General features: G+C 33.8%; 24 protein-coding genes. 11 read left to right on the top strand and 13 right to left on the bottom strand.

Annotation, left to right across the window (positions count from 1 at the left end):
• The first annotated feature begins 188 nt into the window (after positions 1-188).
• The 7 genes from QL232_RS06115 to QL232_RS06145 all read left to right on the top strand — a co-directional run bounded on the left by QL232_RS06115 (position 189) and on the right by QL232_RS06145 (position 7,594).
• Complete coding sequence (locus QL232_RS06115; RefSeq protein WP_281613468.1) at positions 189-617, top strand: nuclear transport factor 2 family protein; 429 nt, start codon at positions 189-191, stop codon at positions 615-617.
• 20 nt (positions 618-637) lie between these two features.
• A complete protein-coding gene (gene bshB1, locus QL232_RS06120) occupies positions 638-1,366 on the top strand; it encodes a bacillithiol biosynthesis deacetylase BshB1 (protein WP_168880570.1) in 729 nt (242 codons plus the stop codon).
• Positions 1,367-1,550: 184 nt separating this feature from the next.
• On the top strand, positions 1,551-1,910 hold the full coding sequence (locus QL232_RS06125) for a hypothetical protein (protein ID WP_168880571.1): 360 nt from the start codon (positions 1,551-1,553) through the stop codon (positions 1,908-1,910).
• A gap of 92 nt (positions 1,911-2,002) precedes the next feature.
• Complete coding sequence (locus QL232_RS06130) at positions 2,003-3,610, top strand: S1C family serine protease (protein ID WP_281613469.1); 1,608 nt, start codon at positions 2,003-2,005, stop codon at positions 3,608-3,610.
• Positions 3,611-3,699: 89 nt separating this feature from the next.
• The gene (locus QL232_RS06135) at positions 3,700-5,256 is read left to right on the top strand and encodes a S1C family serine protease (protein ID WP_281613470.1); all 1,557 of its coding nucleotides are present in this window, start codon (positions 3,700-3,702) and stop codon (positions 5,254-5,256) included.
• 164 nt (positions 5,257-5,420) lie between these two features.
• The gene (locus QL232_RS06140) at positions 5,421-7,181 is read left to right on the top strand and encodes an arylsulfatase (protein ID WP_281613471.1); all 1,761 of its coding nucleotides are present in this window, start codon (positions 5,421-5,423) and stop codon (positions 7,179-7,181) included.
• 167 nt (positions 7,182-7,348) lie between these two features.
• Positions 7,349-7,594, top strand: a complete 246-nt coding sequence (locus tag QL232_RS06145) for a hypothetical protein (protein ID WP_168880575.1) — start codon at positions 7,349-7,351, stop codon at positions 7,592-7,594.
• A 111-nt stretch (positions 7,595-7,705) separates the two neighbouring features.
• Here the strand turns inward: QL232_RS06145 and QL232_RS06150 are convergent, their stop codons facing one another.
• The 12 genes from QL232_RS06150 to QL232_RS06205 all read right to left on the bottom strand — a co-directional run bounded on the left by QL232_RS06150 (position 7,706) and on the right by QL232_RS06205 (position 17,947).
• Positions 7,706-8,236, bottom strand: a complete 531-nt coding sequence (locus QL232_RS06150; RefSeq protein WP_281613472.1) for a hypothetical protein — start codon at positions 8,234-8,236, stop codon at positions 7,706-7,708.
• A gap of 121 nt (positions 8,237-8,357) precedes the next feature.
• Positions 8,358-8,897: a hypothetical protein gene (locus QL232_RS06155; protein ID WP_281613473.1), complete on the bottom strand. Its 540-nt coding sequence runs from the start codon at positions 8,895-8,897 to the stop codon at positions 8,358-8,360.
• Between the two features lie 208 nt (positions 8,898-9,105).
• Positions 9,106-9,582 carry a hypothetical protein gene (locus tag QL232_RS06160; protein WP_168880578.1) on the bottom strand — a complete coding sequence of 159 codons (477 nt, stop codon included), beginning with the start codon at positions 9,580-9,582 and terminating at the stop codon, positions 9,106-9,108.
• Positions 9,583-9,832: 250 nt separating this feature from the next.
• A complete protein-coding gene (locus QL232_RS06165; RefSeq protein WP_281613474.1) occupies positions 9,833-10,357 on the bottom strand; it encodes a hypothetical protein in 525 nt (174 codons plus the stop codon).
• Positions 10,358-10,455: 98 nt separating this feature from the next.
• Positions 10,456-10,980, bottom strand: a complete 525-nt coding sequence (locus tag QL232_RS06170; protein WP_168880580.1) for a hypothetical protein — start codon at positions 10,978-10,980, stop codon at positions 10,456-10,458.
• Between the two features lie 250 nt (positions 10,981-11,230).
• Positions 11,231-11,983 carry an ATP-binding cassette domain-containing protein gene (locus tag QL232_RS06175; RefSeq protein ID WP_168880581.1) on the bottom strand — a complete coding sequence of 251 codons (753 nt, stop codon included), beginning with the start codon at positions 11,981-11,983 and terminating at the stop codon, positions 11,231-11,233.
• A gap of 2 nt (positions 11,984-11,985) precedes the next feature.
• Positions 11,986-12,717: an ABC transporter permease gene (locus QL232_RS06180; RefSeq protein WP_168880582.1), complete on the bottom strand. Its 732-nt coding sequence runs from the start codon at positions 12,715-12,717 to the stop codon at positions 11,986-11,988.
• A 135-nt stretch (positions 12,718-12,852) separates the two neighbouring features.
• A complete protein-coding gene (locus QL232_RS06185) occupies positions 12,853-13,830 on the bottom strand; it encodes a calcium/sodium antiporter (protein WP_281613475.1) in 978 nt (325 codons plus the stop codon).
• Positions 13,831-13,920: 90 nt separating this feature from the next.
• Positions 13,921-14,574 carry a uracil phosphoribosyltransferase gene (upp, locus tag QL232_RS06190; protein WP_281613476.1) on the bottom strand — a complete coding sequence of 218 codons (654 nt, stop codon included), beginning with the start codon at positions 14,572-14,574 and terminating at the stop codon, positions 13,921-13,923.
• Positions 14,575-14,984: 410 nt separating this feature from the next.
• On the bottom strand, positions 14,985-15,236 hold the full coding sequence (locus QL232_RS06195; RefSeq protein WP_168880585.1) for a hypothetical protein: 252 nt from the start codon (positions 15,234-15,236) through the stop codon (positions 14,985-14,987).
• A 4-nt stretch (positions 15,237-15,240) separates the two neighbouring features.
• Positions 15,241-15,789, bottom strand: a complete 549-nt coding sequence (locus tag QL232_RS06200; RefSeq protein ID WP_281613477.1) for a redoxin domain-containing protein — start codon at positions 15,787-15,789, stop codon at positions 15,241-15,243.
• 1 nt (position 15,790) lies between these two features.
• Entirely contained in the window at positions 15,791-17,947 is a 2,157-nt protein-coding gene (locus QL232_RS06205) for a mechanosensitive ion channel family protein (RefSeq protein WP_281613478.1), read from the bottom strand.
• Positions 17,948-17,953: 6 nt separating this feature from the next.
• On the opposite strand from QL232_RS06205, the gene QL232_RS06210 reads away from it, so the two are divergent.
• The 4 genes from QL232_RS06210 (at position 17,954) to QL232_RS06225 (ending at position 21,501) form a co-directional block, all read left to right on the top strand.
• Entirely contained in the window at positions 17,954-18,928 is a 975-nt protein-coding gene (locus tag QL232_RS06210) for a glycosyltransferase (protein ID WP_281613479.1), read from the top strand.
• Positions 18,929-18,954: 26 nt separating this feature from the next.
• Positions 18,955-19,698 (top strand): tetratricopeptide repeat protein, encoded by a 744-nt coding sequence (locus tag QL232_RS06215; protein WP_168880589.1) that lies wholly within the window; start codon positions 18,955-18,957, stop codon positions 19,696-19,698.
• A gap of 12 nt (positions 19,699-19,710) precedes the next feature.
• A complete protein-coding gene (locus QL232_RS06220; RefSeq protein ID WP_281613480.1) occupies positions 19,711-21,069 on the top strand; it encodes a sigma-54 dependent transcriptional regulator in 1,359 nt (452 codons plus the stop codon).
• Between the two features lie 87 nt (positions 21,070-21,156).
• Complete coding sequence (locus QL232_RS06225) at positions 21,157-21,501, top strand: Hpt domain-containing protein (RefSeq protein ID WP_281613481.1); 345 nt, start codon at positions 21,157-21,159, stop codon at positions 21,499-21,501.
• Between the two features lie 57 nt (positions 21,502-21,558).
• Here the strand turns inward: QL232_RS06225 and QL232_RS06230 are convergent, their stop codons facing one another.
• Positions 21,559-22,500 (bottom strand): TM2 domain-containing protein, encoded by a 942-nt coding sequence (locus tag QL232_RS06230; RefSeq protein ID WP_281613482.1) that lies wholly within the window; start codon positions 22,498-22,500, stop codon positions 21,559-21,561.
• Between the last annotated feature and the right edge of the window lie 64 nt (positions 22,501-22,564).

A 22,564-nucleotide genomic window follows, 5' to 3' on the forward strand; every position in this document is an offset into this window, starting at 1 on the left:
TATTCTAGTTATACATTCAAGAAATGGAGATATATGAAAGTATGTCTCCATTTTTTATAGAAGAATGAAGTGGACTACATTCAAAGGAAAAGTATTTCTTAATGAAACTAGAAACACATAACTTCGACCTTTAATTTTATTGAATTACATATTGATAGAAGTAATACCATTTCAAATCAAAGCATCAGATGAAAAAACTTTTTTTACTACTTCTTATATTTTTATCCCTTCAAGGGTATTCTCAATCAAAAGACTCTGATTTACAGAAAATACAATCCATTTTAAATAAGCAGGAAAAAGCTTGGAATAGAGCAGACTTAGAAGGCTTTATGGATGGCTATTGGGAATCTGAAGATCTATTATTTATTGGAAAAAGTGGTGTAACCAATGGATGGCAAGCTACTTTGGATAATTATAAAAGATCATATCCGGATGCGAAAGCGATGGGTAAACTTCATTTTACGATTCTTAAAACAGAAAAATTATCAGATAATGTTGCCTTGGTAATAGGCAAGTGGCATTTGTCAAGAGAATCAAAAGACTTAGAAGGACATTTCTCCTTAACTTGGAAAAAAATCAATGGAAAATGGGTGATCATTGCTGATCATTCATCATAATCTATACCCTTAAGAAAATCATGAAATTAGATATATTAGTCATCGTTGCCCACCCTGATGATGCGGAATTAAGCTGCTCAGGTACATTAGTAAAAGCCATTCAACAAGGTAAAAAGGTTGGTATTGTAGACCTTACCAAAGGCGAAATGGGAACAAGAGGTACTCCTGAATTAAGAATGGAAGAGGCTGAAAAAGCATCCAAAATTATGGGGTTATCTGTTAGAGAAAACTTGGGGTTTGCAGATTTTTATTTCAAAAATGATGCGGAACATCAAAAGGAAGTCTCTCGTATTATTCGTAAATATCAACCGGATATTATTATCACAAATGCTGTAGAAGACCGCCACCCAGACCACGGAAAAGGAGCAAGGTTAGTTATTGATTCATGTTTTATGAGTGGATTGAGAAAGGTGGTTACTATAGAAAATGGTAAAGAGCAGGAGCCTTGGAGACCTAAAAATGTATTTCATGTAATCCAGTCTAATTATCTAACACCAGACTTTGTTGTAGATGTAACTGAGCAATGGGATGTGAAAGTAGAAGCAATAAAAGCTTTTGCTTCTCAGTTTTTTGTGGGGGATGCAGATGCGGCACCGGGTGAGCCTCAGACATTTATCTCTACGCCTCAATTTATGCAATTTTTAGAAGCGAGAGCCAGAGAATATGGTCAAAGAGTTGGGGCTCAGTTTGCTGAAGGCTTCATGAAATCAGCTCCAATTAAGGTAAATGACCTCTTTGACCTAGTTTAATAAAACAAAAAAACTGGACGTATTGTTTGAATTTTATGATAGTGTAAGTAGCTTATTTTTAGACTTTTATATAAAATGGTGTCGAAGATCACCAAAACTAAAGAGTTAAAAAGGTAAATTATATGTTACAAACCTATTAAAAATCACTACATTTGTAGGGTGAGATAATGCACTTATTATAATTATGCAACGTCTAGAATCTTCTATTAAGAACTTATTGATCCAGAACCGTGACAATAAAGCTTTAGCTAGCTTATGTCCTTATCATCGTCATAGGATTTCCACTTCTGTAGAAAAAGCAAAAGAGGAAGTTGCTGCGTTGTTTAAGGTTTTCGTTGATGGAGAATTGGATCGCTTTAAAAAGCAAATTCCTGAAGAATCTAAAGCTACAATCCGACAAATTGTAGAAGGATATGTAAATGAAGTGCTTGATTTACTTGAAAGACAAATGCTGGATGGTGGTCAACATTATTCTTCAGAAGAACTTATAAATGGATTGGTGAGAATTTTCCATGTGGAAGATTGTCCTGTATTTCATAAATAATATATTAATTTATATCTTAATGCCATAAACTTATTCTAATGAGTTTATGGCATTTTTTTTACTTCAAACTTCTTAATTTAAACTATTGTTGAATGAGAAAATTAATCTCTCTATTAGCTCTCTGTGGACTACTATTTGGCGGATGTGCGTCTATTCTAAATCCTAGGTTTCAAAAAGTTGCTATAAAAACAGCTAAGGGATCGAAACTTACAATTAATGGTGATACACCAAAAAAGAAAGACGGTAAGTATTATATCAAAAGAGGTAGAGATCCTCAGCAAATTGTGATTACTAAAGATGGTTATCAAGATGAATACCATGCTGTAGTAGCACACCGAAAATCACCTCTCTTTTTTGTGTCATTAGGTTTACCTCTTACTTATTTCATTAATCCCGTTGGAGGCATGTTCATATTTGGAGCTCTCTTTGATTATGGGCAGAAATCAATGAATTATGATAAGGCATATGATTTCTCGAAAATGAAACGCGACTTGTATGAGAAAGAAGACAACATCAAAGATGTTCGATTAAATCAGGTATCTGTTTCTGTTGATAAAAAGAAGTTGAATTATGATATTTTCTTCAATTATAAACAGTATCTAAAAGGCAAAAAATACTACTCAACGCACAATCCTAAAAAATCAATTAAGATTGAAAGAGAAGATATTGATATTGAGAATACTGTATTTACAGACATGCTCAACTCAATTTTACATGACAAAGGTTTTATCAATAAAGATAACAAAGCGCTAAATAGCTCTTACCTAAACAATGTTTATTTAAATGCTAACCTTGTTGAAATAGATGTAGACGTCATTAATAGTAACGCTAAACTGTCGAGTGGTAAGTTCTTGAATGCTACATTAAAAATTGAGTGGGAAATTTTAGATTACTACAAGAAACAAATTTATAAGAGAACAATTAAAGCGAATTCGGGACAAATTGTTATCCCTAATAATGGAGAAGATGCAGTGTCTGCAGCATTCTTTATTGCTTCAAGTGATGCGATTAGCAGATCTTTGATTCAGTTTATGAACTTTAAAGAAGTGAAAGAGCATATCAAAGTTTCTGAAGAGCAACTTAGAGAAAACAGCTTCCCAGTATTAAATATTCCTGTTGCTTCTCAGTATGTATCGACCATGAATGAAGCGATTAACTCTTCTGTGACGATTAAAAATGAAGACGGTCATGGTAGCGGGTTTATCATTTCAGAAAACGGATATATCATTACGAATTATCATGTTATTTCAGATGATTCGAAACCATTGGAAGTAGTAATGAATAACGGAGATACATTTACACCTGAAATCACTAGAGTAGATAAGGTTAATGATTTAGCGTTATTGAAAATTAACGCAGAAGGGTTAATTCCTTATAAAATCAGTGCGTCAGAAGAAATCGAAATTGCTAAAGAAATTTATGCAGTAGGTACTCCAACAGCCGAAGATTTAGGATCGACAGTTTCAAAAGGTATTATTTCTGGTATCCGAAAAAATAAGTCAGGTCAAAAAATATTACAGACTGATGCAAGTATTAATGGAGGTAACAGTGGGGGAGTAATATGTACTAAAGAAGGTTTGGCTTTAGGTGTAGTTTCTTCAAAACTAAGAGGATTAGGTATTGAAGGCGTAGCTTTTGGAATTCCGTCGTACCTTATTTTTGAGAAATTGAAAATCAACTACACTACTGTTGAAAAATAAATAAACCGTTTAAAAGGCTAGTCTTTATCTAAGGGCTAGCTTTTTAAGTTTTACCTTCTAGTAATTTTTTTTCAGGTAACTATTGTATCATGTATAAGATAATTATCACTCTATTAATTACTTCTATTCTCTTTAGCGGTTGTGCTACAATTTTGAATGGGAAGTATCAAAGAGTTAGAATTCAGACTGATAAGGGAGCCACTATTCTTGTCAATGGTGAAGAACCAAAAATCAAGAATGGAAAGGTTCATGTAAGTAGATCAAAAACACCACATCAATTAACGGTAACTAAAGAAGGATATCAAGACGAAAATAGAGTATTGATAGGTTATAAAAGACATCCTTTATATTATTTATCATGGGCTTTTGTCTTTTATATTTTGCCACCTGCTTTAGATAACGGGGATAAAGCTTTCAATTTTGATAAATCATATAGCGTTACTAAAATGAAAAGGGAGTTATATGAAAAAGGAAGTGAGTTAAAAGATGTACGATTAAATAAGGTTTCTGTAGATCTTGATAAGAGTGTACAAAATCAAAAGCTTTTCATTAAGTACAGAAACTATTTAAAAGGCGTAGAGAGTAATTATTACGACAAGTACTACGAAAAAGAAGATATTGATGTTGAAAATACAGTATTTTCAGATATACTGAATGTTACCCTTCATGATAAAGGATTTATCAACAAAGAAAATAAAGCACTGAATAATTCGTATTTAAATAATGCATATTTAAATGCTAATTTAGTAGCAATGGAAACTGAGCATGTAAAATCACATTATGGTTCAAATGTTGATTTTATCACAGTTAAATTTAAAATCGAATGGGAAATTTTAGATTACTATAAAAAAACTATTTACAAAAGAACAATATCTACAAAGTCAGATCAGTTTGTGGTAGGAAAAGTTGTAGATAGTCCTTCGGAAACAGGTTCTTTCAAAGCAATAAATACAACTATTGAAAAGTCTTTAGTTCAGTTTATGAACCTAAAAGAAGTGAAAGAGCACTTAAAGGTGACTACTGATATTAAAGAAGAAAGCTTTGCTTCATTATCAATCCCTTCAGCACCGAAATATGTTTCAAACATGAATCAAGCGGTAGATGCTTCCGTAACAATTAAGAATGAAAATGGTCATGGTAGTGGGTTTATCATCTCTGAAAATGGTTATATCATTACTAATTATCATGTAATTTCTGATAGTGGTAAAGATTATGAAGTAGTTTTAAATGATGGAAGGTCATTTAAGCATGAAATAATAAGAGTAGATAGGGTGAATGATTTGGCATTAATTAAAATTGAGGCAAAAGACTTGGTTCCATTCAAAGTGAGTAATACAAAAGAACATGCAATTGCTCAAGAGGTTTATGTCATTGGTACACCCACTGCTGATGACTTAAATTCAACGGTTTCTAAAGGTATTATTTCAGGTATTAGAGAAAATAAATCAGGTCAAACATTATTACAAACGGATGCCAGTATCAATGGTGGTAATAGTGGTGGAGTAATATGTACGAAACAAGGGATGGTTCTAGGGGTAGTATCATCAAAATTAAGTGGACTAGGGATTGAAGGTGTAGCTTTTGGTATTCCTTCACACTTAATTCATGAAAAATTACATCTTGATTTTGTTGAAGTAGATAATTAGTCCTCTGATAAAAATTATAAAGAAAACGGATAGTATTCTCTAATGGGTACTATCCGTTTTTTTATAGACTAGATTCAACTTTTATCCATTTTAGTTCAACTAAAGGTAGTTGAATATCAGATACTTTTGTGATAGAAAGATTATATCACAAAAATATTATTGAAATGAAAAAGCTACTTATAATTTCTTGTGTTGCAATAGTATTCTATTCTTGTGACACTCCTCAAAAAGTTACTTCAAATAATAATACTGAAAAACGTCCCAATATTTTATTAATCGTTGGAGATGATATTGCCTTTGGTGATTTGGCACCATATGGTTCTGAAATTAATACCCCTAATATGTCTAAGCTTGCCGATCATGGAGTAAGATTTACAAATTTTCATGCTTCTCCAGTTTGTTCTGTGACTAGAGGCATGCTATTGACAGGAAATAATAGTCATGAAATAGGGCTAGGTACTTTTGATTATGCTGTATATCCTGAATCTGTTGGGAAAAAAGGATATGAAGGATACCTCACCCATGATGCAGTAGCGATCTCAGAGTTATTGAATGATGCAGGCTACAATGTATATAAATCAGGGAAATGGCATTTGGGAAATGGCGAAGAAGGCGATTTACCTATGGAATGGGGATTTTCTAAAGAGTTTGGAATATTATCAGGAGGATCCAATCATTGGAATGATCGAGTGATGGTGCCAGATATGACTACTCCTAAAAATCAGAAATTGATAGAAGAGGGGAAGGTGCCAGGTGTTGATCGAGAAGAATGGTCTTTAAACGGACAACCTTATGCTCGTCCGGAAGGAATATATTCCAGTGAGTTGTATACCAATCAAATGATTCAATTCATTGAAGAAGATAGAAAATCAGGGAAACCTTGGTTCGCATATATGGCATTTACTACAGCACATTTTCCCGTACAGGCTCCTCAAGAGCTAGTAGGTAAATACTTTGAGTATTACTATGAAAAAGGTTATGAAGGTCTAAAGAAAGCAAGGTACGATCAGTTGTTATCACAAGGTATTTTATCACAAAATACTAATGAAGCACCTCAAAATGATTTAACAGAAGAGTGGTCGCAATTATCCGAGGGTGAAAAAAGAATGCAAGCTAAAATTATGGCGACTTATGCAGCCATGATAGAAGATCAGGATATTCGTACAGGTCAGATTATTGATTATCTGGAAAGTACTGATCAATTGGATAATACATTAATTATTTATTTAACAGATAACGGTCCGGAAGGTATGGATCCTAGTAATACTGAAGTAGGAAATGCTGTGTTTAACCAATGGATTGAAGCTAATTTTGATCAGTCTTTTGAGAATATTGGTCAAGCTAACTCAGCCCATACAATAGGCGTCTCTTGGGCGAATGCAACAACAGGTGGGTTGCAATGGTGGAAATGGTTTATTGGTGAAGGAGGAATTCGAGTTCCAATGATTATAGTACCGCCAAAAGCATTTACAGAAAACTATGAAAGAGCGGGAGAACTTTCAGATGCTGTAGTAAGTGTTAAAGATATTCCCATGACAATATTGGAATATGCAGGTATCGAACATCCACAAACAGAGTATAAAGGAAGGAAAATAATTTCTCCAAGTGGTATAACAATGAAACCATTTTTAGACCAGCAAACTGATGAAGTACGAACAGAAAAAGATTGGTATGCATTTGAGCTTTTTGGAAATAGTTACTTGATAAAAGGAGACTATAAAATCATCAAAGTTCGAACAGGAATGTTTGGTGACGGAGAATGGCATCTTTATAATATTGTTGAAGACCCTTCTGAAACGGTGCCTTTAGAAAAGTTAGAAAGAGAAAGATTTGCCTCAATGATTTCTCTGTATAAAAAATACTCATATGATCATAATGTTATCAATGTAGAGGCTTCTTGGAGTCCCTTTAAAGCTGCGAAATAAGGCTGTTTTTAGTGTTTTTGATGTTAATGATAAAGAAAAAATAGAGTATATAAAATAGTCATTGATCATATTTCTATCATTTATTTGATGAAATTATGGTCAATGATTTTTATTTAAACATAATTGTGTTTATATTTGAATCAAAGATCAACAAAACAATCAAACACATGAAAACAATACTACATGGTGTTCTAAGTGATGTACGATATGAGGGGCAGCAAGCAATGGCTATTCTTAAAACAGAAAATGGTCAAGATACTGTTTTATACCTTAGACCAATTGGTTTAAAAATTATACAAGGGTATGCTGAGAGATCTTTTACTGTTAGAGTAAAAGGGTGGAAAAGCCATGAAAGTATTGATGATGGTATTTATGTGACCAATTTAACCGGGTACTTAAAAGCATCAGCTTAAAAAAGAAAAAAGTAGTATTATATTCTTAGGGGATTAAGAATAATACATTCTATAGAAAAAGCGGCTCACTTTGTGTGACCGCTTTTCTTTTTTATAATCGTTATATAATTTCTATAGTCTGAATGTGACTCCAAACTGACCGCCAGAAACTGTACCTCCTCCAAATTGAAGGTTCAAGCCAATAAAGTCATTAATAAACCAGCGACCTCCAATTTGAATTCCACCACCGAAGCCGGTAGCATTGTCACTATATCCATAAAAACCAACATTGGCACCTGCATACACATCCCATTCAGAAGTGAGGTTCAATAATCTATTGAAGTGATAATTACCAATAGCAGATAATGTCCATGCACTATGGCTTTTGTCGTTGTTCCATTTGTTATGGTAAGAGAAAACACCACCTACTGAAATATCAGGGTGAAATCCATTGTATTCACCTCCAACATAAAATGGAATACCATGATTACTGAAACCGAATCCAGCATTGATAAACCAAGGATGACCAGTTGCATAACTTCCTCCTTTCTTTGAGTTGGAAGATGTCTGAGTACTATCATTACTTTGAGCATTTACAGTAATCGTTGCTAGTACAGAAAAAATAAAGACCAGAAATAATGATCTTAATTGTGAAGTTCTCATATCTAAATTGTTTGTATTGTTAATTATTTCCTGCAAGTATAAAAAGAAAGAGTAAATTTTGTTAGGACAAAAAAAATACCCCTTGAAAAGGAGTATTTATATAACATTTTTTTGTAAGTCATTATAGATTTAAGTGGACTCCAAACTGAAAACCATAGTTGGCATACCCACTAAAGAAAGGAAATGAGAAGGAGGCTTGTAGACCAACTTTTTCATTAAAGTGGAACTTCCCTCCAAAACCTATGGACATATTGAAAGCACTATAATTGTAATAGTTTTTCCAGTAATCATCAGGGTAACTATAAGCTTGGAAACCTGCGTCACCTTGTGCAAAGACATCCCATTGATTGTTGGTAATACCAAATGCCCTATCGGCATACCATCTAAACTTACAAGCGAAATAGAATGCACTCCAGCTATTTCCATTACTGTTCCACCATGTAATATCAACATTAGGACCTACAGTCCAATCTTGAGCCATATTGAATTCATAGTCTCCATGAAAGCCAATATTTCCGGCAAAAATTAACCCTAGGTTTAAATTATTGGGCCCCATATATCCTGAGCCACCACCTTTAGATTTTGCAGACTCTTGTGCCTGAAGATGTGTAGAGAACAAAAGTGCAATAGTCACAATCAAAAGCGATAATAGTTTTCGCATAATTCAATAAAATTGGTTTTTGAGTTTTTACAATCAACAATGTCAATAAAAACACTAAAAAAAGGTAGTAGAGAAATTAAAAGTTGGGAACGATGTTGAAATAATGAAACAAAAGATTGAAAAAAGGAAGAATGAAACAAAAAAAGGTTCTATCAACAAAGTGAAGTTGATAGAACCTTAAATATTTCAATTGCTTGAATGCCTAATATTATAATTGGAATGTTACACCAATTTGAGCACCTGAACCGATGATGGCTTGTAAACCAAATGAGTCACTGATGTGGAATTTACCACCGATACCAAGTCCCCACCATAAACCGTCAGGTCCGTTGATGTTAAAACCGATGTTACCGTTAGCAAATACATCCCATTTAGGGTGAGTAATTTTTAATACTCTATCAGCATACCATCTGAAACGGGCGCCAATAGCGAAAGCAGTATAATCTTTTCCTTCGTAGTTGTTCCAAGAGTTAAATTCAACTGATGGACCAACTGTAAAGTCTTGTGCTAAGTTAAATTCATAATCAGCACCTACTCCAAGGTAGTTACCAAAACCAGAAGTTAAACCAACGTTTAAAGTACCTGGACCTTTATAATCTGCAGATCCACCACCATTTTGAGCAAAGGCAGCTGTAGTTAAAGATAACAGTGCAAGCGTTAAGATAAGATTGAATAGTTTTTTCATAAAAAATGAGTTATAAGTTTAGAATCTAAATCGTAATATGAATTTATTATTTTCATTCATAACATAGTAAAAATATATAATCTCGTTAACAAAAACTAATCTTGAGATCATCTTAAATAAAGAATAGTTGATAACCTATTGAAAAATAATGTCAATTGGTTATTTATGGAGTAGAATAAAAGCAAAAAGGGCCTTTCTAAACGAATAGAAAAACCCTTCTTATTATAGTATATACCTGCAAAATGATGAATTATAGCCCGATTGAAACTCCAATTTGAGCCCCTGTTCCTATAATAGCATGTAAACCAATTTTTTCATTGAAATGATACTTTGTACCGATACCAATACCCCAATAAATAGGAGAAACTCCGCTGCCATGATGTTCGCCATAATAGTCCGCATTGGTAATACCGAAACCAATATCACCAGAAGCGAAAACATCCCATTTATTACTTGTAATACCTAAAACTCTGTCGGCATACCATCTAAAACGTACACCAAGACCAATTGTACTGTATTTAGCATATGAGTTACTATATCCATAATATGATGCAGCAGCTGCTAATGTAAAGTCCTGACCTAATTGAAGGAATTCATAGTCGGCCATAAATCCGGTACTATTATGATTGAAGCCAAAGCCTAAACCAACGTTTAAAGAACCTACCCCTTGGTAATGTCCTCCATTACTTGGAGTCGATGGATTATTTTGAGCTGTAACAAGGGTAGAAATAGTTAATCCTAATACAATTAATAGTGTCTGATAAATCTTTTTCATCTTTATAGTAGTTTTCTAAACTTAATTAATGATTGTTTTTGAGTAATGATGATTTCAACAAAGTAAATTGCATCATTTATAGATAGGTATTAGTTTAATTATAAACCAATTGAGACTCCAATTTGAGCTCCTGTGCCGATAATAGCATGTAAACCAATTTTTTCATTGAAATGATACTTTGTACCAATACCAATACCCCAATAGATTGGAGAAACACCACTACCATGATGTTCACCATAATAATCAGCATTAGTAATACCGAAGCCAATATCACCAGAGGCGAAAACATCCCATTTATTACTTGTGATACCTAATACCCTATCGGCGTACCATCTGAAACGAACACCAAGGCCAATTGTACTGTATTTAGCATATGAGTTGCTATATCCATAGTAAGATGCAGCAGCTGCTAATGTAAAATCCTGCCCTAATTGTAGAAATTCATAGTCGGCCATAAATCCCGTACTATTATGATTGAAGCCAAAACCTAAACCAACATTAAGTGATCCTACACCCTGATAGTGGCCTCCGTTACTAGGAGTAGATTGATTGTCTTGAGCAGTAGCGAATGTGGAAATAGTTAATCCTAATACAACTAATAGTGTTTGGTAAAACTTTTTCATCTTATTTATTTAATTGTTAAACAGTAGTAATATTTTTGTTTGATATCTTACAAAACGGGTTTTTGTGATTGGGGTTGAAAAAAATGAAAGAGATAATGTTAAAATATTAGAAATACGGTTTTTAATGGGAGATAGGATGTTGAAAAATTGATCTATGTTAATCAAATGGATGTATTACAAACAAAAAAGCAGATAAACTCATCAAGTCTACCTGCTTTTTCTATAATTATTACTTACTTGTTTCTATTTGTTACTTCATCCCTTTAAAGGTTCGAACTAATTTATTGGCAAATAAGAAGTCTTTTAATGCTTGTGGTTCGGCATCAAGAATATTTGTCTTATCACCTTCCCATACTTTTAAACCTTTATACATAAACATAATATATTCACCAATCTCCATTACAGAGTTCATGTCATGGGAGACAATTACGGTAGTAAGGTTGTATTCTTGAGTAATTTCATGAATTAACTGATCAATCATCCAAGCTGTCTGAGGATCAAGGCCAGAATTGGGTTCATCACAAAATAAATATTGTGAGTTCATGACAATGGCTCTAGCAATACCCACACGCTTTTGCATACCTCCGGAAATCTCTGATGGCATTTTATGGGCAGCATTTTCGAGACCAACTCTTTTTAGGTAGAAGTTTACTCTATCGTCTTTCTCACTTTCCGACATGTCAGAGTGGACATTAAGTGGGAAGCGAACGTTTTCAGCAACAGTTAACGAATCGAAGAGTGCAGAACCTTGAAAGAGCATTCCAATTTCACTACGAATTTTCTTTTGCTCTTTACGGTCTGATCTATGGAAATCTCTTTGATCATACAGTACTTCACCATCATCTGGAGAGAATAACCCTACAATAGTTTTTAACAGTACACTTTTACCTGTACCACTGGCACCAATAATCATATTAGTTCTTCCTTTTTCGAAAGTAGCACTAATGTCAGAAAGTACGGTTTTGCCTTCAAAAGACTTCTGTATATTCTTAATTTCAATCATGATTATCCCAGTAAAGTATCTGCTAAAATAAAATCGGCAGCTAAAATAGCAATACAAGAAGAAGTAACAGCATCTGTACTTGCTTTACCTACTTCTAATGCTCCACCTTTAACATTGTAACCTTTGAATGCAGCAATTGAAGTTACTATAAAACCAAATACGAATGATTTGATGATAGAAAATGGTACTTCAAATGGTACAAACTCTAACTGTATACCATATATATAGTCTTCGACAGGAGATAAGTTGCCAAATAGTGTGGCAAGCCAGCCTCCCCAGATACCTAAGGCACCAGCACAAATACACAATAATGGTAGCATAATCATGCCTGCAGCAATTTTAGGTAGTACTAAATAGGAAGCAGAGTTGATACCCATTACTTCTAGAGCATCTATTTGCTCTGTAATACGCATTGTCCCAATTCCACCAGCAATTTGAGAACCTACTTTACCTGCAAATACGATGGCAGATAGAGTCGGAGCCATTTCTAGGATCATCATTTCCCTAGTGGCCAACCCAATGATATATTTTGGAAGAAGTGGACTCACAATGTTATAAGCCATTTGTAGAGCGATTACCGCACCTACGAATAGAGAAACAAATCCAATTAAGAACAGTGAATTAATACCGATGTTGACACATTCTTGAAAAAATAGTCGGAGGTAGGTAGAAAAAGATTCCCTGTTTGTAAACATCCTTCCTAGAAAGATGAGGTATTCACCAAGCCTTCTCATTGTATATATGATATAAAAAATCTTTTGAGTTCAATTTCAATCAGTATACAAATATAAAGAAGTTCGTCACTTTACATAGATATTTTAAAAATTGACAGGCTATTAGTAGAAATATTAAGTTTTTATTATCGCAGCTTAGAAGATATGATAGATATAGTAGCCATAGAGTAATAATAGTAGGACACCTTTGTAACGATATAGACTGTGTCGGAAATACATCAAAGGAGTGGAAATAATTGCAATACTAATCATCCATAGAAAATCATATAATGAAATGTCGTTGACATGAATGGGAACAATTAGACTACTTGTACCTAAGACAAAAAGGATGTTGAGGATATTTGAGCCAATTAGATTTCCAAAAGCTAAATCAGTTTCTCGCTTAAATGCAGCCACGATAGAGGTCACTAATTCCGGTAAGCTTGTACCTAGTGCTAAAACAAAAATACCTACAGCTCTTTCACTCATACCTAATTGAGTAAGGCAAATAGATTTAGAGCCATTGATAAACCATTCTGCGCCAAATTTAAGTGAAATGATACCGGTTAGGATATACATGATGTCTTTGGTCCATAAAAGAACTTTGGGTTGTTCTCTCTCTTCTCTTTCATCTAATTGAAACTCTTCATCGGTTGTAGCCTGAAGATGCACATCATTTTTTGTCCTTTTCAATAAGAAGAAGATGTAGACAAAAAGTAATAGTAGAAAAACGATGCCTTCTATAGAACTAACTACACCATCACGAGAGAAAAGAAGGAAGGTTAGTGAGCAAACTATTACGGAGGGCCAATCAAATTTTAGTGCTGTTTTACTGACTTTAACTGGATAGATAATCGAAATACAACCTAATACCATGGCTAGGTTGCAGATATTGGACCCGACAACATTACCCAAGGCAAGATCTGCGTTGCCTTGTAATGCAGAATATAAACTAATAAAAAGTTCAGGAGATGATGTACCAAATGCCACTATTGTAAGCCCAACAATTATTGCAGGTACTTTACATCTAAGGGCAAAGCTAGTACTACCTTTTACTAAAAATTCACCTCCACCTATCAGAACGATGAGGCCTCCGATAAGTTCAAGTATGTTGATGATTAACTGGTTTTCCATAAAATGAAAAAAGAGCGTATAGATAGTTAACTTTTAAACGCTATACACTCTTTCTTTATTATATGATAAGTCTTATAATCACTGACTTAATTAAATCTTTTCTCCAAAGCATAAATCACCTGCATCTCCTAAGCCAGGAATAATGTAGGATTTACTGTTTAACTCAGGATCTATTGCACCAAGCCATAATGTACTAGGAACATTGATATTTTCTAAAATATAATCAACACCCGGTTGGCTAGCAATGGCAGCCATAATGTGTACATGCTTTGGTGTACCATTTTTCAATAAACCTTCAAGAGCTAATAAAAGAGATTTACCTGTTGCAAGCATAGGGTCAGCTAAGATCACTACTTTACCATCTAAGTTTCCAGAAGCAACATACTCCATATTGATTTCTACATCACTACCAGGAGAGTTTGAACGATAAGAGGCAATGAAACCACTGTCTGCATGATCAAAGACGTTCAGCACTCCTTGGTACATTGGTAAACCCGCTCTTAGAATAGTTGTTACCACTAATTCATCCGCAATAGTTCTAGAATGATCTACACCTAGTGGAGTAGTTACATCAATATCTTTATATTCTAGTGTTTTACTGATTTCATAACTAAGCAGTTCACCAACTCTTTCAAGATTTCTTCTGAACCTAGCTCTATCAGTTTGTACGTTTATATCTCTTAGTTCATTAATGTAGTTGGAGCCTACATTAGCTTCTTGGTTTAAAATAAATGTTTTTGACATCTTACTAATTAAAATATGATTTCATTTTCACCTCTGTCGAAAGCTAACAAACTTTTAATTTAGATGTTACTTTAGAACGTTAAAGGTTTTCAATTTCGATGATTTATTAAATTGATTATTAAAATACTGATTTCTGTAGTGTATTTTAAAGTAGGAGAGGCTATAAAATAAAAAAAGCAAACATCAAGAGATATTTGCCTTTTCCAACCAATTCAATTATTTAAACTTTATCTTTACGCTAAGAGTAAATACTCTCGCGGTTTATATCATGTTATGCCATCGTTTATGCCAATTTTAACCCAAACAATGTAACTGACTGATAAATAACGATTTAAATATTTTATTGATTTTTGGAGTGTGTTCGAATATGTACATAAAAACTAGGTAGTGTACGAATTACGTTCAAAATCTTACTCTAAATGCTTTTGTTTCGAAGATTCTCCACTATCTAAAGTCCTTTTAATGTCCCAGTCGGGTTCAGTGACAATAGTTTCTATATTTTCAATACGATTTCTCAGTCTTTCATTCTCTTTTTTAAGACTTTCCAGCTCCTGAGACATCTGTTTCGTAAACTTATTATTGTATTTTTTACCTCTTGTAACGATTGCGACGATTACTGCTGGCATTGCTATTGCCATCAGTGGAATTAATAACGGATCCATACTTTTATTTATATTTCATTGATTTTGCACCAGTTAAGAGCTTTTTTATCCCTTTATTTTCTTTAGGACTAGGTAGCTCTAAGCCTAATGTTTCCCCTCTTTTTGTAAAAACATAGTAAGAAGGAATATTATCTTGATTGAAGTGTTCGGAAACGAAACACTTTTCACATTTCGGTGATGTGTTCGGTAACTTATAGGTGTACCTGATGGTTTGTTCTGGTCTCACTCCATTTTCATTAATGAAACTTTCCCAATTATTTAATACATCAGCGACAACAAATAGGAAAGTCACATCCTTTCCCATAAATTCTTTTTGTAAATTTTTTATTTCATCAAAATCATCGAAAAAATCCTGACTCCAAGAAGCAGCAAAAATAACGAACAGTACTTTTCCTCTAAAATCGAGCATTTCTACATGCTTGCCTTCTTTGTTGATGAGATAAAAATCAGCCTTCTTGGAATACTCTTTAATTTCATTCTCCTGAGCATGACAAAATTCAAAAGAGAACAAGACCAATAGTGTTGAGACAATAATAGATCGAGATAACTTCATATTACATAAAACCGAAAGGCTTATTTCCAGATGTTTTTTGTGAAGCAGAGTTTAACGATGCTCCTTTATCGTCCATAAACATTAAATCCATACCATTTGGAGGTATAGCAAATTCTATATCTAGATCTCTTGCTGTCTTGATGATACTTCTAATTACTTCGTGTCTAAAGTGTAATTCGTCACCCCATGTTGGTGCTTCGAAGAAGATATAGAATAGGATATCGTAAGAGTATAAACCAATATTGTTCAGGTTAACCACATAGAAATCTTTTCTTGTATGTGGATGTTTTCTGATCATTTCTTTTAGTCTATCTACAAACTCATCGATTTGATCTGGCTTGGTGTCGTAGCTGATTCTTAAATACGTTTTATATCTTCTGAATACACGCATACCCATATTATCAATAGTGAAATCGGCCATTCTACTATTAGGAATAGAAACCACAGAGTTTTCAAATGTTCTGATACGCGTAGATCTTAAACCAATTTGTTCTATAGAACCACTCACTCCATCAGCTTTTACCCAATCGCCAATAACAAAAGGACGATCCATGAAAATCATGATTGAGCCAAATAAGTTCTTGATCGTATCTTGGGCAGCTAAGGCTACAGCAACACCACCAATAGATAAACCTGTCAGTAATCCTGAGATTTCATACCCCATGGCACTTACTGTAAATACGATGCCTATTAAAATGATGACCATCTTGGCAGTCATTCCAAAGAATGGAGCGAAACCTCTTTGTATCTGATCTTCATTTTCGTTTGCCTTTCTTAGCCAGAAAGCAACCCAAAGGTCTATAAGATTATAGAAGAATCGGACAACCTGGAATATGCTATAGACTTTCAGTACAATAATTAAGAATTGTAATTCCTGAATGGAAAGCTCCAAACTTGGAGAGATCAATTTGTACCAATAGCATATAATAATAAGGATACCCGAGCTAAACATATTACGGATATACCGTCTCTCTTCTCTGGATTGGGAGACGTACCCTAAGAATAGCATAATGATTCTAGAGACAAGGATAGCGGCTAGCCAAGCCCCCAAAAACATGACAGATAAACTAGTGACTTGCCAAAATTCGAGGCCGAATAATTCATTTCTTGCATAGTTGCCCAATGGTTTTCTAAGGATACTTCCTACAGTTTCTAAACCATCTGTACCAATAGGGAATACTTGCCTGTGTTTGTTCTCAATAAGCTGTATACTTGCCTCAGAGAACATCCATTTATCATTGTATTTTTCTAGATAGAAATCAGGTAATTGTCTATCAAGGACATAAATTTCTTTATTATGACGCGTAGTATCGCGGTAATCGGCTTCTTCAGGGATGTCTTCAATTTCAATCCATAATCCAAGACCATCATAAATTTGCTTTAACTTCATCGATAGAGTAATTCTATCTTCTAAAGAAAGCTGCTTTAGTGATTCAAGGGTTTTAGCGGCTAATTCAGGATGGTAATTATCATCTTGTTGAAAAACGAAGAAAGTAGTAACCGTTGCCTTAGGATTGCTAAGGTCAACTTTTGCTAATGGAGGTTTAACAATTGGTTTTTCTTCTACTGAAGGTTTTGTAGTGGGTTTGTTCTTGATGATCGGTTTTCCTGTAGAATCTTTCTCTACAACCTGAGTAGAATCTTTGGAATTCTCTTCTTCCGTATTTTCCTTCTTTGGTCTTTTCGGAGGCAATGCGGCAGGGTAATACCTTCTAAATACAGTATTGATTTCTCGAACAGATTTTGCTGAATATACCCAATTTGCATCTTCTCTGATCAAATAAATTTCAGGAATATCTTCAAATACAGTATAGATATAATCACCATCTTCATTGCGGTAATTTCTACGATTTGAAATTTCATCTAAGTCTAATCCACCATGTTTGTCATATATTTGTTTCAGTTTGATGGCTAGACCAATCTTTTGTTCAGTAGAATAATCGTCTCCACCTAATGTTTTGGCAGCAACTTCAGGATTATAAGCTCCAGAAGAAGGACTTAAAAAACCGATATGTGAAACAATTGTTCTATACGGTGATCTTGTACTAAATTTTAGATTAGAAAATTGAGCATAAGAAGTGGTACAAGCAAAAAGAAAAATAATGCTTAAAAGTACCGGTAACTTATTTTTACTATTTGAGTGCTTCAAAAAAATCATATATATATGACAAATACTCCTTTAGTGACAGTAATTTGTTTGAGTTATAATCAAGAAAAATTTGTTGAAAAGACGCTTTTGTCTATTAAACAACAAAACTATTCTAATATAGAAATAATTATTGTAGATGATGCAAGTAATGATGATTCTGTGAATGTAATCTTATCAACATTACAAAAATACGATATTACTGCAACATTCATTCAGCTAGAAGAAAACAAAGGAAATTGTAAGGCCTTTAACAAAGCATTATCTCTGTCCAAAGGAGAATATATAATTGACTTGGCTGCAGATGATATTCTTTTACCCAATAGAATTAAAGATGATGTAGGTAAGTTTCAACAATGTTCAGACGAGTTTGCAGCTGTTTTTTCTGATATATCTACTATTGATGAAAATGATAAGCTATTAGCACCTTCCTATTTTAAAAGAGATGCACAAGGAGCATTGCTATTAGATGTTATTGAAGGAGATGTTTATGAGAGAGTATTGAGTAATCCGCCTTTATTTTCTGCTCCAACAATTACTTTTAAAGCCAAATATCTCTTAGAGATAGGAGGATATGATGAAACGCTGGCATATGAAGATTTTGATATTTGGATTCGCTTGGCAAGGAAGTATAAGTTTGCATTCTACGATGAGATAAATACTCAAAAAAGAGAAGTAAGACACTCTTTAGGTAAACAGTTTTACAAAAAAAGAGGAAACCAACTATTAAGGTCAACCTTAAGAATATGTCTCAAAGCAAAAGATCTGAATAGGAACAGAAAAGAGGATTTATCATTGGCTAATTCTGTCCGTTATCATGCCCAATTAGCCTTTTTTACAAAAAACTATATCACAGCAAAAGCATTTTACTCTCTACTCTTTCAATTGGTTTCTCCTTCGTTAAGAGATAGATGTTTGTTGTTCTTTTTAAAAAATAAGGTGTCTCTAAGTAAGGTTTATAGTATCTTTTTATCAAAAAGAGGTAAGTCCTAAAATATTTTTTATTGTATTTTTGCATTATGAAGACCAAACAAATAAACTTATTTTTTATTTCCTTATTTTTAATCTTATCCGCTTGTGGACCATCATCGGAAGATTTAACCAATCAAGGGAAAAAGAAACTCTCCGAGAATAAATACAAAGAAGCAATTAGCTTATTTGATGCCGCTATTAAAAGTAACGTACAAAATATGGATGCCTACAATGCAAGAGGTTACGCCCATATGTCGTTAGAGGAATATAGCAAAGCACAAGATGATTTTACTGAAGCCATCAATATTTACATGAACACAGAAGAAGATGTACCGAATGCCTACAGATTCTACTACAATAGAGGAAATGTAAAACGTTTTCTTAGAGATCATGAAGGTGCAATTGTTGATTATACTCAGGCAATTCAATTGGATAATTCGATTTCAGATATTTATTTGAATAGAGGTTTAGAAAATGCTGAAATAAATGGTGTAGAAGCAGCCTTAAATGATTTTGATAAAGCGATTGCTCTATCACAAAGTTCAGATAAAAGGATATATTTACATAAAGCGAGAGTGTTGATTGCTGATCAACAATTTGAACAAGCTTTAAATGTTATTGGTAAAGCCATTGCTATTGATAAAGAATACGGAGAAGCATACTATTACAAAGCATTAGCCATGAGTGCCTTAAGAGGTGAGGCGGATGATGAAGTGTGTAATACTTTAGCTACTGCGGAAGCTTTCGGTTATTCCCTAGCCGCAGCTGAAATTCAAAAACACTGTAAATAATTATTTGCTTGTATGAGCAACTTTGAAAGTTTTAAAATATTTGCCCTGGAGGATAATGCTGTCTTCTCTAAAATGTTACACTACATTTTGTCTATGGATGACGAACATGAGGTAGTAATGTTTAAAGAAGGAAAAGACCTTCTGAATGCTTTAGACCAAAAGCCTTCTGTAATTACTATTGATTATACTTTACCTGATATGACAGGTGAGGAAGTGATTCAAAAGGTGACTTCTAGGCTTCCTGGAGTGCCAGTAATTGTTATTTCAGGGCAAACAGATGTCAAAACTGCAATTAAACTTTTTAAGTACGGCGCATACGACTATATCACCAAAGAAGAAGATATTCGAGAGCGACTCCTCAATGCTTTAAATAAAATAAAAACGAAGCAATCCTTAGAAGAGGAGGTGCAACACCTTAGAGAAGAATTATCACACAAGTACGAATTTGATAAATCGATTATTGGTAATAGTAATGCCATGAAAAAGGTTTTTCAGATGCTACATAAAACAGTGGATAATAATATTACTGTATCGATCACAGGAGAAACAGGTACAGGTAAAGAAGTTGTTGCCAAAGCGATTCACTACAATTCTACTCGAGCAAAAAAGCCATTTGTTGCTGTGAACATTGCTGCAATTCCAACTCCTTTGTTAGAGAGTGAGCTCTTTGGGCATGAGAAAGGTGCTTTTACAGGAGCAATTGCAAAACGAGTGGGAAAGTTTGAAGAAGCGAATGGAGGTACTATTTTCCTTGATGAAATTGGAGAAATGGATATCAGCCTTCAAGCAAAATTATTGAGGGTAATCCAAGAAAGAGAGGTTGTAAGAATTGGTGGAAGTAATGTGGTAAAGCTGGATGTAAGAATTATCACAGCGACCCATAGAGACTTGTCTAAAGAAATGAAAGCTAATCGCTTCAGAGAGGATTTATACTACCGTCTACTTGGTGTTCCAGTATATTTACCGCCATTAAGAGAAAGAGGTAATGATGTCATCTTGTTAGCCAAACACCTTTTACAAGAATTCTGTAATAGTAATGGAATGAATGCAATTTCATTATCAGCAGAAGCAAAACAATTGTTGATCGATTATCACTACCCTGGAAATATTAGAGAATTAAAAGCAATTATTGAATTAGCAGCAGTGATGTGTTCGGAAAATGAAATAAAAGCAGAAGATTTTCAGTTTTCAGGTTCGTCGGATGTTGAAGCCATTATGTCTAAAGAAATGACACTAAAGGAATATAATATTGAAATCATTCAAAGATTTATGAAACGATATGATGATAATGTGGCAAATGTGGCAAAAAAATTGGACATTGGTAAAGTAACCATCTACCGTTATCTAAAAGAGATGGAAACAAATAATTGATAAACTCAAGTTGAAGAACTTGATAAGTTAACTACAAATTATTTTTATACTACTTACATTTTACATTTAGTTTAGTGTGATTTTCAAATGGAAAAGACAAGAATAGATTTAAGTTATCTTGAAACTTTCGCAGGAGGCGATAATGCATTAATCTCCGAGATGATGGAGAGATTCATTATTGACGCACCTGAACAACTTTCTGAAATCAATACTGCTATCAACAACAACGACTGGAAAAATGCTTATAAGAGTTTACATAGTTTTAAATCTTCAGTAAACTTTATCGCCATCCAACCGATCAAAGATCTGGTTCTCTCTATGGAAAAAATGGCCAAAGAAGAGCATGATACTCATTTGTTGAGTGATCAATTCGCTTTATTGCAAACAGAATGTAACTTTTTGATTGATGAGATTAAAATCAATCTGTTATAGACTTCAAAAAACATTAATTTAAAAAACGGCTTCCTTTCAACAAGGAAGCCGTTTTTGTTATGCTTCAGCACCAGGTAGAATATCAACAAAGTGATGTTCGTCGGTATACTTTCCATAAAATGCAGAAAGTGTGCGTGGCGATATTTCTTCAATAGTTAAAACCACATCTCTTTCTTCATTAAGGTACAGCCAATTTTGTCTTCTAAATCCTTCTGTTACATCTCTCTGATCTGTTACATCAAAGATGTAACCTTTGTCACTTTCTTCTCTATAGAAACGATGACCTTTGAAATATAAAATATTTGGAGGGACCTGATGTGCTCTAACCTTTTCTTCTAATTCAGGATCAATTTGGAAGATATTGACTTTTTTAGAGAAAAAGATTTTTTTGAAAGATGAGCCATGCTTGAATTCAAAATAAGCTTCTTCAATTCCTGCATGAGCTTTGAAAATACGATAGGATTCTCCTTTATTATTATCAAACTGATCTTCTGCTAGTACTTGCCATGTTTGTCCATTATAGTCAAACAAGAAGCCTTTCTTAAGATGATCTAATGTGATAAAAGTAGGATCGAAGCTTGGTAAGTCTAATGCTTCAGGCTGACGGATAAGATCTCTAGAGTACGCATTGTTATTTCTAGCAGATCGCTGTGCATATTTATATTTATGTGCAATCATTCTAAAAGTTTCTCTAGCTACGCCTCTATTGAATTCTCGTACTTCTTCAGGTATGGTGATTAACATGATTAGCCACCAAATTCCAAGACCTCCGAAAGTAATCCAGAACAAAAACTGTTGTAACCATTTTCCTACGTACCCTAATGAAAAGGGAATAGGGGAGAATATATGAATAATGTACATCAGCAGAGTAGATCTATTGCTGGAGTTCATTTCTTCCATAAATTCATATTGGGCTTGTTCTGGTAATTGTGCAAGATCCTTAGCCATATCGTAGGGTAAGTATCTAGCGTAATCTTGTGGTATTATTAAATTTGACATCTAGTATAATTATTTATGATAGTTATGGCGTTGGTCGCCGATTTAGTTAATGTATGTAATTATT

Source organism: Flammeovirga sp. SubArs3 (assembly GCF_947387565.1).
Taxonomy (GTDB): Bacteria; Bacteroidota; Bacteroidia; order Cytophagales; family Flammeovirgaceae; genus Flammeovirga; species Flammeovirga agarivorans.